The organism is Paludibaculum fermentans (assembly GCF_051172195.1).
GTDB lineage: Bacteria > Acidobacteriota > Terriglobia > Bryobacterales > Bryobacteraceae > Paludibaculum > Paludibaculum fermentans_A.
The window spans coordinates 528,991-540,116 of the sequence record NZ_JBPJAQ010000001.1; the positions used below are offsets into that span (position 1 = coordinate 528,991).

The following is an 11,126-nucleotide window of genomic DNA, read 5'->3' on the forward strand; positions in this document are numbered from 1 at the left end:
GCCATGAGCGCGGCCGGGGCCAGATCCTACTCGCTGGCGGCGTACGGCCGGATACTCCGGGAGAACCGCAACTTCCGCCTGTTGTGGTTCGCCCAGGTAGTGAGCGAGATGGGCGACTGGCTGTACGCGGTCGCCATCTACAGCCTGCTGTTGGAACTCACCGGCGAGGCGAAATCAGTGGGCTTCGCCGTGGTGCTGCAACTGTTGCCGCAGGTATTCATGGCCCCCACCGCCGGGGTGTTGAACGACCGGCTGAACCGGCGGACGATCATGATCTTCGCCGACTGCTGCCGGTTCTTCATTGTGCTGGCGATGGTGTTTGTGAAGTCGGCCAGCATGGTGTGGCTGGTATGGATCCTGCTGTTCCTGGAAACCATCATGTGGGCGCTGTTTGAGCCGGGCCGCAGCGCAATTGTGCCGAACATCGCACGGGACGATGGCGAGGTGATGGTGGCGAATGCGCTCTCGTCCACCACCTGGGCCATCAATTTCGCGATCGGCAGCGGACTGGGCGGGTTGATCGCCTACAAGTTCGGGCGGGATGTATTGTTCGTTGTGAACGCCCTGTCATTCGTGGTCTCCGCCCTGCTGCTGGCGGCCATGAAGCTGAAAGAGACCCATGCGGCCCATCTGCCGGCCTTCTGCCTGAAGGACATGATCGACTTCAGCCCCGTGATGGAAGGCATCCGGTATATCCGGCGCGACCGGCGGCTGACGGCAACCCTGATGGTGAAGGCGGGCATGGGCCTGCTGGGCGCGCACTGGGTGATCCTGCCCATCTATGGGGAGCGGATTTTTCCGATTACCGGCCACGGTGCGGACCTGGCACGGGGCGGCACGCTGAGCATGAGCCTGCTATTGGGCGCGAGAGGGCTGGGGTCGCTGATCGGCTCGTTCTCGTCGGGCTACTGGGCCAGGAACAATGAGAAACGGATGCGCACAGGAATCCTGTTCGCGTTCCTGATTGCGGCCGCTTCCTACTGCCTATTGAGCGCCGCCCCCACGTTGGCTCTGGCCTGCGCGGCCGTCGCCTTGGGCCATGCGGGCACCTCGATCGCCTGGGTGTTTTCGACGACGATGCTGCAGGGGATGACGGAAGACCGCTACCGGGGGCGGGTGTTCTCAGCGGACTTCAGCGGTTTATTCCTGGTGATGAGCTGCATGAGCTTTCTGGCCTCGCAGGCCGTGGACCTGGGCCTTTCGGTGCGGACGGTGGCGTTCATCAGTGGCTGCCTGGGGCTGGTGCCGGCCGGAATTTGGCTGCTTATGCAGAAGAACTGGAAGGAAGCGGCGCCTCCGGGCGGACAACCGTAATCCGATCGAAGCCTTCGCTGGCTGCCGGCGGCTGCAGGCGAGCGGACATCCAGTCCATCACATGATCCGGGACGACGCGTTGGCGAGCGGCATTGCGCCGTTTGCACTCCGCCAAGGGGAGATCGAAGTACACCACCTCGGCCCGGCAATTGTGAAGCTGGGCAAAGCGCAGCCAGCAGCGGCGTTCCCAGACCGTAAGTGCCGTGGAATCGATGCAAGTGACGGGCATGCCGGCTTGCTGACGGGCCGCCGCGAGTTGGCGCAGGGTGCGGAAGACGAGCCTGTTGACGCCCTGGTGCGTCGCGTCGCCGGTGAGCAGCTCACGGACGGCATCCGAAGAGAGAATGGGCAGCCCCTTACTTTGGGCCCAGGTGGACTTGCCGGAAGCGGGCAAGCCCACCAGGATGACCAGGCGCATTAGAACAGATACCGGCCGGTTTCCAGCATCCGTGTGGCCAACCGGCGGCGAGCCGTCACGGAATCGACTGGTTCGTACTTGGCGAAGCGGCGGAGAACTGCCATGTTCGTCCGGAGCGCGTCACCTTCCGAGGCAGCGGAGAGCACCATGCGGGCGCTGTCCTCGACGGTATTCAGGGCATCTCGCAGGAACACATCGCGCACATCGGCTGCGAAGGCCGCCTTGGGGGTCCCTTGCAGGCGCTCACAGCGCAGCGCCACGCTTTCCATGGCGAAGGTGTTCATGGCGCAATCCGTCAGCGCGGCGACGACTTCCTGTTGCTCGTCGAGCTTTTCACGGAAACGCTGGAAGGCAATGCCGAGAGCAATGAGTGTGATCTTGCGTGCGTTCGACACGAGGTCGGGCGCGGCCGAGGAGAGCGAAGGAGACAGAAGCTCGTCCTGCACCTGTTTGACGGCCGCCACCAGTGGGAGTTGGCCGCGCATGGCCCGCTTCAGGAGCATGCCGGTGGCCAGCAGCCGGTTGATTTCGTTGGTGCCTTCGAAGATGCGGTTGATGCGGGAGTCGCGGTAAGCGCGCTCCACCATGTAGTCCTGGTGGTAGCCGTAACCACCGTGGATCTGGACGCCTTCGTCGACCACGTAGTCGAGCACCTCGGAGGCGAAAACCTTGACGTAGCTGCACTCGATGGCGAACTCTTCGGCACCCTTGAGGACATCGCCGTGGCGCTCGACTTCCCCGGCGACGCGGTAGCTCATTGTCTCAGCGGCGAAGGTGCGGATCATCATCTCGGCCAGCTTGTACTGGATGACACCAAAGCGGGCGATGGGTCCGCCGAAGGCGTTGCGTTCCTTGGCGTACTTGATGCACGACTGGATGACGTTCTTCGAACCGCCGACTGCGAACGGGCCGAGTTTCAGGCGGCCGAGGTTGAGGATATTGAAGGCGATGATGTGCCCGCGGCCGATTTCGCCCAAAAGGTTGGCGGCCGGTACACGCACATTGTCGAAGTAAACGGCGCAGGTGGATGAGCCCTTGATGCCCATCTTCTTTTCTTCCTGCCCGACAGTGAGCCCAGGGACGTTGCGTTCGACCAGGAACGCCGTGAACTGTTCGCCGTTGACCTTGGCGAAGACGGTGAACAAGTCGGCCTTGCCGGCGTTGGTGATCCACATCTTCGAGCCGTTGAGCACATAGTGCGAGCCGTCGGGAGAGAGATCGGCCCGGGTTTTGGCGGCCAAGGCATCGGAGCCGGCATGAGGCTCGGTCAGGGCATAGGCGCCGATCCAGTCGCCCGAGGTAAGTTTAGGCAGATACTGCTGCTTCTGTTCATCGGTACCGAAGAGCAGCAGCGGCAGTGTGCCGATGCCGGCGTGAGCGCCGTGCCAGCCTGCGTAGGAGCCGTCCCTGGCCAAGCCTTCGGCGACGATCATGGCCGAGATGAGGTCCATCTCCATGCCGCCGTAGGATTCAGGAACGACCACGGCGGTGAGGCCGAGTTCGGCGGATTTCTTCAGAACCCGCGCGGCCGCCTCATGATCCTGATGCTGGATCGCCTCCAGGTTCGGAACCACCTCTTTGTTCCAGAATTCGTCGGTTGTTTTTGCGATAGCCCGGTGCTCTTCGGTGAAGTCCTCAGGTGTAAAGATCTCCCGGGAGTCCACCGAGCGGATGAGAAACTCGCCGCCCTTCAATGTGGGCGTAGTTGGTGCGATGGTGCTCATTGCATGTTCTCCAGAATGCCCGCGGCGCCTTGGCCGCCCCCGATACACATAGTCACCATGCCGTAGCGCGCGCCACGGCGTTTCATCTCGCGCAGGATAGTAGCCGTCAGTTTCGCACCAGTGCAGCCCAGGGGATGGCCCAGGGCAACCGCCCCGCCATTCACATTGACCCGGTCCGGATTCAAGCCAGCCTCTCTTATCACCGCCAGAGCCTGCACGGCGAATGCTTCGTTCAATTCAATCACATCGATGTCTTCGATTCGCAGCCCGGCCAGCTTCAGCGCTTTTGGGATGGCGAACACGGGGCCGATGCCCATGACTTCGGGCGCGCAGCCGGCAACGGCAAACGAGACAAAGCGGGCCATGGGCTTCAACCCGAGTTCGCGTGCTTTGGCTTCGGAGGTGACGAGGGCCGCGGCCGCGCCGTCGGAGGTCTGCGACGCGTTGCCCGCCGTCACGGTACCCCTGGCGTGAAAGACCGGCTTGAGCTTGGCCAGAGCTTCCAGGGATGTGTCCGCGCGAGGGCCTTCGTCCTTCGCCAAGCCATTCACGGGTACCAGTTCGTCGTCGAACCGGCCCTCCTGCTGGGCCCGCAGGGCGTTCTGGTGCGAGCGGAATGCGAATGCGTCCTGATCCTCGCGGCTGATGTTGTATTGCCGCTGGAGGTTTTCCGCGGTGAGCCCCATCGAGATGTAGATCTCTGGCCACTCCAGGGCGAGCTTCGGGTTGGGCGCAAATTTGTAGCCGCACATGGGCACCATGCTCATGGACTCGGCGCCACCCGCCAGGACGATGCCGGCGCTTCCCGCCATGATCTTCTCGGCTGCCATGGCGATGGCCTGCAGACCCGACGAACAGAAGCGATTGATGGTGACCGCGGGGACGCTGACAGGCAACCCGGCCGCGAGCGCGGCGATGCGGGCTACATTCATCCCCTGCTCGCCTTCCGGCATAGCGCAACCGAGGATCACGTCGTCGATGGTTTCCGGCGCCACTTGCGGGTATTTGGCGACCAGCGCGCGGAAGACGGCGGCAGCCATATCGTCGGGCCGCATCTGGCGCAGTGCGCCCTTCGGCGCTTTGCCGGCGGGGGTTCGCAGACAGTCGATGATGACGGGCATGGTCATGGGGAGATCCTAATTGCGGAGCGGTTTCCCGTTCTTGAGCATGAAGGCGATGCGTTCCTGGGTTTTGACAGTGCCGCACAGGCTAAGGAACGCTTCGCGCTCCAGGTCGAGCAGATGCTGTTCGGAGACGAGGCGCTCGCCCGGGAATTCTCCACCGGTGAGAACGCGTCCCAACTTCTCGGCGATGAGCATATCGTGGTCGCTGATGTATTCAGACTGACGCATGAGCCAGGCGCCGATGCGCAGGGCGGCAAACGCCGGATCGCCACCCACTTTGATGTCGGAGCGTGGGGCTCCCGGCCGGTAGGAGGAGACCATGGACAGGGCAGCCTGCCTGGCGTCGCCGATCAGCCTGCGCGGATTCATCGTCACGGCCGCCGATTTTTCCAGTAGTCCGAGATCCCGGGCATTTTCAGCCGAGGTGGAGACTTTGGCCATTCCGATGAGTTCGAAGACCTTGCGCGGATCCTTGAGGCGGGCAATGAGTTCCTTGCAGCCGCCGGCGCCGGGAATGACACCGACGCCCACCTCTACCAGCCCCATATAGAGTTCCGCCGCGCTCTGCACGCGAGGTGCGTGCAGCACGAGTTCGCAGCCGCCGCCCAGCGCGCGCTGGTGCGGAGCGACCACCACTGGTTTCGCCGCGTATTTGATGGCCATGCTGGCCTGTTGAAAACGATGGATGGCGGCGTTGAGTTCATCCCATTCCTGCTCCTGCGCCGCGAGCAGAACCATCATGAGGTTGGCGCCGACGCTGAAGTTCTCGCCCTGATTGGCGATTACCAGCGCATCGAAATCCTCCTCCAAGCGCTTGAGGCCTGAGTAGATCATCGAAATGCCGTCGTCGCCCAGCGAGTTCATCTTGGAGTGGAACTCCAGGCACAGGCAGCCGTCGCCGAGATCACGCAGGGAGGCTCCGGAGTTGGACTGAACCACCGTCTGCCGCTGAAGAATAAAGATCCCGGGGCGTGGTGTGTCTACGGCTTGCGGCGGAGGCGGATCGAGCCCCAGAATTCGAGCGATGCCGAACGGACCCACGGTGTGGGCGTAGCCCCATTCCATTGCGTGATCGATGTCCTGGGGCGAATGCGCGATTTGGGGCAGCATTGCCGAAGCGTAGGCATAGACATCGTCGAACAGGCCGCGGTAGAACTCGCCAGCCTTCGAGGTGTCTGCATAGAGGGTACGCAGGCGCGTGGGCAGATCCTCAATCAGCTTCGCATTCTCGAGCGCGGGCAATTTGACCTTGGCGGCCAGGTGGTATTCGAAGGTCTTCCAATCGATTGCCCAGATCTCTTTCTTCGGGCCCCGCCGCTGGAAGAAGCCCTGTCCGGTTTTATCGCCCAGCCAACCGCGCTGGAGCATCTCACCCAGGAAGGGCTGAGGCAGGAAGCGCTCGCGCCACGGATCGTCCGGCACCAAATCGTAGAGGTTCTTCGAGACCAGGTTCCAGACATCCAGTCCGACGATGTCCAGCAGCCGGAAGGAGGCTGACTTGGGGAGGCCGATTACCGGACCGGTGAGCGCATCCACTTCCTCGATGGTGAGATCCAGCTTCTGCATGAGCTGGTAGATTGTCGCGCCGAAGAACGAACCAATCCGGTTGGCGATGAAGTTGGGCGTGTCCTTGCAGATCACAACGCCCTTACCGAGAACGCGGTCAGCGAAAGCACCGACGTCCGTCAGGAGAGACTCATCCGTAGCGGGACCAGGGATCAATTCCAGCAAATGGAGGTAGCGGGGCGGATTGAAAAAGTGCGTGCCCAGAAAGCGCCGGCGGCGATCCTCCGGCCAGCCTTCGCAGATGGATCGCAGCGGGATGCCGGAGGTATTGGTGGTGAGGGTGGCCGCGGCGGGCGCATTCCGCAGGACCCGCTCCCAGAGCGAACGCTTGATCTCCAGGTTCTCGGTCACCGCTTCGATCACCCAATCGACGCCGCTGAGCAGGGACAAGTGTTCGTCGAAGCTGCCTGGCGTCACAAGGGCGGCACCCTGCTCGGTATAGAACGCTCCGGGCGATTGCTTGCGCGCGGCTTCCAGGCCCTTGGCGGCCTGCGCCGCGGTGAGGTCGAGCAGCAGGGCAGGAATGCGCGCATTGGCGAAGTGCGCGGCGATGCGCGCGCCCATGGTTCCGGCGCCGAGCACCGCGACCTGGCGGATTGGCTTCATGATGTGGGATTCCTCTTCAACAGCGTGGAAACAATGAAATTCGCGAGCTGTTCGCCGCGTGCGTCGGCGGGTGACGGCCGCACCACAAACCCGACAAAGGCGGTATACATCAGCCGGGCTCGGGCGGCGGCGCTTTTCTGGTCGTGTCCGGCCGCTCGCAGCAACCGGCTGAGATAGGCGGTACGGCGCGCGTCGATCTGCGCCAGGGCCGTGGCGACGCGCTCCGCCTCGAGCGACCAAGCACGCATGGCGCGTTCGAAGCGCAGGTCCGTGGTGAACGCATGCAGGACTATCGCTTTCAGGCGGGACTGCGGGGAAGCGGCGGCGCGTTCATGCAGGTCGATCATTTTGTCGACGGCGACATGGGTCCAAAAGGAGAGCAGTTGCGCGTGGAAGTCGTCCAGAGACTGGAAGTGCCAGTAGAAGGAGCCGCGCGACACGCCCAATTCGCGGGCCAGGACCTCAGCACGGAGCGCGCGGGGGCCGCCGGCAGCCAAGGCGGACAAGCCGTGCTTCAGCCAGTCAGTTGGACTGAGCGGGCTAACCGGCGCGGTTTTGGAGGAACGCACGCCCCTGACACCCAGGTCAGGGCTGCCTTGAATGAGCATTGTGAGTACCATACATCACTGTATGGTGGATGTCCAGCACAAGCTGGAGGCTCACATTCAGGCAACGCAGGGTCTATTTGAAGCTTCTGACGGCCTCGGCCTCGTCGTCGAAGATTTCGAAGACAGTGATGAGTTTGGTGATCTGGAGAAGATTGTAGATCTTCTCAGGCAGACGGGCCAGTTTGATCTGGGCGGAGACGTTGCGGGCAGAGGTATAGGCACCCACCAGTTCGCCGATGCCGGTCGAATCGAGGTAAGTCACGCCGCCCAAGTCGAGCAACAGCTTCCGGGTTCCCTTCTGGAGCAATTCGCGTAAGGTATTTCGAAACAGGCTGGTGGATTCTCCCAGCGTGATGGTGCCGGTGCAGGCCATCACCGTAACGCCATTTACTTCGCGGGTCTGGATGTGGACGGACATGAGAAAGAGTTCCTCCTGTAGGAGAAAACTCATCGTAGCAAAGGAACCGCTCCCAATTGGGGCGGCGGGGCGCGGCTCTGTGCCTATTTCCGGCGCCGACGCCCGGCTGCCCAGCTAAACCATTGATTTCTAGACGATAGTTTCATGTTCGACATTGCGCGGCATGGGCTTATCGGTGGAGGCAAAATCGGCTGAGGATTCCCGCACGCAGCCGATGTCGTCCGCTCCGGAGGTGCGCAACAGGGAGACTGCCTGGTTCTTCCACTGTTTGTTGTCGCAGTGCACTGACAGAAGGATCGCCCCGCGACGACGCCGGCCATTGCAGCGGCGGGTCTCGTACTCGGGGATAATGCAGCCGGCCAGTGTGCCGATGAGCCCACCGATGACCGCACCGATGCTCATTCCGGCGAGCACGACCAGGGCCGGGTCGGCCGCGAGATAGGGGTCCAGATAGGGAACGTGGATCGAGCCGCCGGCCAGAAGCCAAGCGATAACGGCGCCGATGAAGGCCCCGGCGACGAAGCCCGCGACCGCGCCTTCCGGAGCTTTGCTGCTCTTCACATGGACCAGATCCTTCGTACCCTCGTTGATGGAGAGCAGGAGCGAATGATCTGTGCCACGAAACCCGGCGCGGCGCAGGAGATTCAGGGCATTTTCCGCATCATTGAGGGATACGTAGGTGGCCATGACTGCCAGATTCTTGCTTGCCATTGGGCTGTTCTCCTTACACGGAAGAAGATAAGCAAGCGCACGGCCATTCCGTCATGGTGTTTATTTTCTGTGGTTTGCGAACACCCGCTCACCGCTTCCGGGCCGTTAGAGGAGGAAACAGGCAATTCTTCCCGCCAGGCGGGTAGTAATTCCGCCTGACGATTTTCGCCAGATATCTCCGATCAGGAAAGCACTTCAGCGAGGGCTGTCAAAGCCTGGGCGCACTGCCCGGCCGAGACGTCGTAATGAGTGACGGCCCGCATGGTGGTGGGATTGATGCCGTTGATGAGCACGCCGCGCAATTTCAGGGCCGCGCTGATGGAGGCACTCCCCTGGCTGGTGCTGGAGACGTCGAAAATCACGATGTTGGTGGCAGGCACCGGGGTAATTACCCGGATGCCCGGGATTTGGGCCAGGCCGGCTGCCAGCGTGCGCGCATTCTCGTGGTCGAGGGACAGCCGGTGCGGCATGGTCTCTAAAGCGATGAGCCCAGCGGCGCCAAGGATGCCCACCTGGCGCATTCCGCCGCCGAGACGTTTGCGGTAGAGGCGAGCCTTCTTCATATGAGCCTCGGTGCCGACGATCATCGATCCAGCCGGAGCGCCCAACCCCTTGGAAAGACAGAACTGCACGGTGTCGACCTTCGCGCACATCTGTTTGACGCCGACACCAGAGGCAGTAGCTGCGTTGAAGATGCGGGCGCCATCCATATGGACGGCAATGCCGCGGTCGTGGGCGTGATCGCAGATTTCGTCGATCACCGCCTGTGGATAGACGGTGCCACCGGCCATATTGTGCGTGTTCTCGAGCTCGATGCAGCCGGTGTCGGCGGCGTGGGGACCCAGTGGACGGATTTCGCGCTGAATGGCATCCCATGTAAGGATTCCGTCCTCAGTATGGATGGCCCGGATCTGGCAACCCGAGAACCACGATGTCATGGAGAGTTCGTAGTTCAGGAGGTGGCCGCGGGCATCGCAGATTACTTCCTGGCCGTGGGTGGTGAGGCACTTCACGCCGATGGTATTGCCCATTGTTCCGGTGGGCAGGAACAGCGCAGACTCTTTGCCGAAGATTTCAGCCGCCCGGGCCTCGAGCAGGTTAATGGTGGGATCTTCGCGATAGACGTCGTCTCCCACCTCGGCGTCGGCCATGGCGCGCCGCATCTCGGGTGTGGGCCGGGTCACCGTGTCGGATCTCAGGTCGATCATAGTCTCAGGCATGAATGAATTCCTCAAACACCTCATTGGAGAGCAGGATGCCGCGCGGCGTCAGGCGCAGGGTCTGCCCGTCTGTGGCCAGAAGGCCGTCGGCAACAAACTGATCGATGACAGCGCGGTGCTCCGACCACTCGTCCGGGGTCGGTTGGATGCCTCTCATGAGGCGTAAACCGACGAAGAACCGCTCTTCGGCGAGGATCGCCTCGACGGAACTCAAACGCGGATCCGGAGTGGAGACATATTCGGAGGGCGACTCCACATTTTGCCAGCGCAGGCGGCCGTCGAACGAGTGAGCATCCGCCCCAAACCCATAATAAGGCTCAAGTTGCCAGTACTTGAGATTGTGCAGTGACTCGGAACCTGGCCGTGCAAAATTGGAAATCTCGTAGCGGTGCAGGCCCATTTCCGCCAGGCGATCCACCGCCTGTTCGTAACATTCCACTATCTGCTGTTCGCCGGGGACGTCCATCGCCCCATAGCGTACCCCACCCAGCAGAAGTTCCTTGCCCAGCCGCGAATCCTCGTCAACCTCCAGCATGTATACGGAAACATGGGGCACATCCAGGCTTTCCAACTGATCGAGCGATGCCGCCCAGCCGCGAGCGGTCTGGTCGGGGAGTCCGGCGATGAGATCGATATTGATCTCGGAGAAGCCCTCGGACCGGAGCATGGCGACATCCTGCGCCACATTCGCGGCGGTGTGTTTTCGACCAGTGCGGCGCAGTTCGGTTTCCACAAACGACTGCACACCGAGGCTGACGCGGTTCAAGCCGGAGCGAACCCAAGCCTGGGCGTGGTCCCGGGAGATGGCGCCCGGCGCTGCCTCAATAGTCGCCTCGGCCCAGGCGCGGCCGGGGATGAGGCCCAGGAGCCCGTCCAGGGCGGCCGAATCCATTGAAGCGGGCGTTCCACCACCCAGATAGACAGTCTGCGGGGTCCAGCCCCAGATTGTGGAGCGGATTTCGCGGGTCAGTGCATCCAAATACTGTTGTTCCAATTCACGCGGGAAGACCCCGGAGGCGAAATTGCAGTAAGTGCACTTCTGCGCGCAGAACGGCCAGGAGATGTAAACGCCGGCCACTAGAGGTGAAAGTCCGGAATCCGCTTCTGGATGGCGGAAACCATCAGGTCTTCCAGGGTTTGGCCGGAATCGAGGAGCATAAAAGCGCCGGCCTCGGGCTTCCAGTCGAATTTGTAGCTTTGGACGTGAGCCGAGACCCAGATCTGCTTGACGGGACTGTTCGGGCTGACGACAAAGCGTTCCCGGGGTTCCTCGAACTCGACGGTGAGCGCTCCGTTGTTCATGTCCACGTCGAAATCGTAGTCGTCGCTGGCTCCGGCCAGTTTTGCAAAGACGGTTTCCAGGGTCTGGTCGACCCGCTGCTGGAATTCCTGGTCGGTAAGCATCATCTACAGTTTA

Annotated in this window: 11 protein-coding genes; 1 reads left to right on the forward strand and 10 read right to left on the reverse strand. The window is 62.2% G+C overall.

Translation table 11 applies throughout. The annotated features are described in order from the left end of the window. Positions 1-3 precede the first annotated feature (3 nt). Entirely contained in the window at positions 4-1,314 is a 1,311-nt protein-coding gene (locus ACR9Y2_RS02175) for an MFS transporter (RefSeq protein WP_435039381.1), read from the forward strand. On the opposite strand, the gene ACR9Y2_RS02180 is transcribed toward ACR9Y2_RS02175, so the two are convergent. The 10 genes from ACR9Y2_RS02180 to cyaY all read right to left on the reverse strand — a co-directional run bounded on the left by ACR9Y2_RS02180 (position 1,265) and on the right by cyaY (position 11,116). After that, the gene (locus ACR9Y2_RS02180) at positions 1,265-1,732 is read right to left on the reverse strand and encodes an AAA family ATPase (protein WP_435039382.1); all 468 of its coding nucleotides are present in this window, start codon (positions 1,730-1,732) and stop codon (positions 1,265-1,267) included. The two genes, ACR9Y2_RS02175 and ACR9Y2_RS02180, sit on opposite strands and share 50 nt — an antisense overlap. Further along, positions 1,732-3,456: an acyl-CoA dehydrogenase family protein gene (locus ACR9Y2_RS02185; protein ID WP_435039383.1), complete on the reverse strand. Its 1,725-nt coding sequence runs from the start codon at positions 3,454-3,456 to the stop codon at positions 1,732-1,734. Before ACR9Y2_RS02185 ends, ACR9Y2_RS02180 begins: the two co-directional genes overlap by 1 nt. After that, complete coding sequence (locus ACR9Y2_RS02190; RefSeq protein WP_435039384.1) at positions 3,453-4,583, reverse strand: thiolase family protein; 1,131 nt, start codon at positions 4,581-4,583, stop codon at positions 3,453-3,455. The genes ACR9Y2_RS02185 and ACR9Y2_RS02190 overlap by 4 nt, the downstream gene beginning before the upstream one ends. A gap of 9 nt (positions 4,584-4,592) precedes the next feature. Next, positions 4,593-6,752, reverse strand: a complete 2,160-nt coding sequence (locus ACR9Y2_RS02195; RefSeq protein ID WP_435039385.1) for a 3-hydroxyacyl-CoA dehydrogenase/enoyl-CoA hydratase family protein — start codon at positions 6,750-6,752, stop codon at positions 4,593-4,595. After that, the gene (locus tag ACR9Y2_RS02200) at positions 6,749-7,372 is read right to left on the reverse strand and encodes a TetR/AcrR family transcriptional regulator (protein WP_435039386.1); all 624 of its coding nucleotides are present in this window, start codon (positions 7,370-7,372) and stop codon (positions 6,749-6,751) included. Before ACR9Y2_RS02200 ends, ACR9Y2_RS02195 begins: the two co-directional genes overlap by 4 nt. A gap of 61 nt (positions 7,373-7,433) precedes the next feature. Further along, positions 7,434-7,778: an STAS domain-containing protein gene (locus ACR9Y2_RS02205; protein WP_435039387.1), complete on the reverse strand. Its 345-nt coding sequence runs from the start codon at positions 7,776-7,778 to the stop codon at positions 7,434-7,436. Positions 7,779-7,907: 129 nt separating this feature from the next. Beyond that, on the reverse strand, positions 7,908-8,489 hold the full coding sequence (locus tag ACR9Y2_RS02210; protein WP_435039388.1) for a DUF3341 domain-containing protein: 582 nt from the start codon (positions 8,487-8,489) through the stop codon (positions 7,908-7,910). A 182-nt stretch (positions 8,490-8,671) separates the two neighbouring features. Next, entirely contained in the window at positions 8,672-9,709 is a 1,038-nt protein-coding gene (locus ACR9Y2_RS02215) for a threonine aldolase family protein (RefSeq protein WP_435039389.1), read from the reverse strand. Continuing rightward, a complete protein-coding gene (hemW, locus tag ACR9Y2_RS02220) occupies positions 9,702-10,787 on the reverse strand; it encodes a radical SAM family heme chaperone HemW (RefSeq protein WP_435039390.1) in 1,086 nt (361 codons plus the stop codon). The genes ACR9Y2_RS02215 and hemW overlap by 8 nt, the downstream gene beginning before the upstream one ends. Continuing rightward, positions 10,787-11,116 (reverse strand): iron donor protein CyaY, encoded by a 330-nt coding sequence (gene cyaY / locus ACR9Y2_RS02225; RefSeq protein WP_435039391.1) that lies wholly within the window; start codon positions 11,114-11,116, stop codon positions 10,787-10,789. Before cyaY ends, hemW begins: the two co-directional genes overlap by 1 nt. Positions 11,117-11,126: the final 10 nt, after the last annotated feature.